Origin of the sequence: Streptomyces sp. NPDC085460, assembly GCF_044541975.1 — a bacterium.
Taxonomy (GTDB): domain Bacteria; phylum Actinomycetota; class Actinomycetes; order Streptomycetales; family Streptomycetaceae; genus Streptomyces.
Window position 1 is genome coordinate 1 of sequence record NZ_JBITTO010000029.1, and the last position, 1,192, is coordinate 1,192.

A 1,192-nucleotide genomic window follows, 5' to 3' on the forward strand; every position below is an offset into this window, starting at 1 on the left:
GACGCGGCGCTCTCCAACTACTTCCGCCCCGGCAACCTCACCGCCCTGCGCGAACTGGCCCTCCTGTGGACCGCCGACCGGGTCGACGAGTACCTCCAGGAGTACCGGACCGAGCACCGCGTCTCGAAGATCTGGGGCTCGCGGGAACGGATCGTCGTGGGCCTCACCGGCGGACCCGAGGGCCGGGCCCTGATACGCCGCGCCGTGCGCCTCGCGGAGAAGGGCGCGGGCGGCGAGGTCCTGGCCGTCTACATAGCCCGCAGCGACGGCCTCACCGCCGTCTCGCCCAAGGAACTGGCCGTCCAGCGGACCCTCGTCGAGGACCTGGGCGGCACCTTCCACCACGTCGTCGGCGACGACGTCCCCGCCGGGCTGCTGGCCTTCGCGCGGGGGGTGAACGCCACCCAGATCGTGCTCGGCGTGAGCCGCCGCCGGTCCTGGCAGTACGTCTTCGGTCCCGGCGTCAGCGCCACCGTCGCCCGGGAGTCGGGCCCCGACCTGGACGTCCACATCGTCACCCACGACGAGGCCGCCAAGGGTCGCAGGCTGCCCGTCACCGGCGGCGCCCGGCTGGGCCGTTCGCGGACCATCTGGGGCTGGCTCGTCGGCCTCGCGGGACCCGGTCTCCTCACCCTGCTGCTCAGCACCGCGGCCCCCGACGTGGGCCTCGCCAACGACGTCCTGCTCTATCTGGCGCTCACCGTCGCCGCGGCGCTCCTGGGCGGCCTCAGACCGGCCCTCGCCTCCGCCGCCATCGGCTCCCTGCTCCTCAACTGGTTCTTCACCCCGCCGATCCACCGGCTCACCATCGCCGACCCGCGCAACATCGTCGCCCTGGTGATCTTCGTGGGGGTCGCCATCGCGGTGGCGTCCGTCGTCGACGTGGCGGCCCGCCGCACCCACCAGGCGGCCCGGCTGCGCGCCGAGTCGGAGACGCTGTCGTTCCTGGCCGGCAGTGTGCTGCGCGGCGAGACGACCCTGGAAGCGCTCCTCGAACGGGTCCGGGAGACCTTCTCCATGGAGTCCGTCGCCCTGCTCGAACGGGCCGACGAGACGGAGCCGTGGTCCTGCGCCGCCGTCGTCGGTCACCGTCCGTGCGCCCGTCCCGAGGACGCCGACGTCGACATGCCCGTCGGCGACCATCTGGCGCTCGCCCTCAGCGGGCGGGTCCTGCCGGCCGAGGACCGGCGGG

At 73.9% G+C, this 1,192-nt stretch carries 1 protein-coding gene; it reads left to right on the forward strand.

The features are described from left to right. Positions 1 to 1,192, forward strand: a 1,192-nt coding sequence (locus ACIGHB_RS34265; protein ID WP_399918750.1) for a DUF4118 domain-containing protein, incomplete at both ends; no start/stop codon positions are given.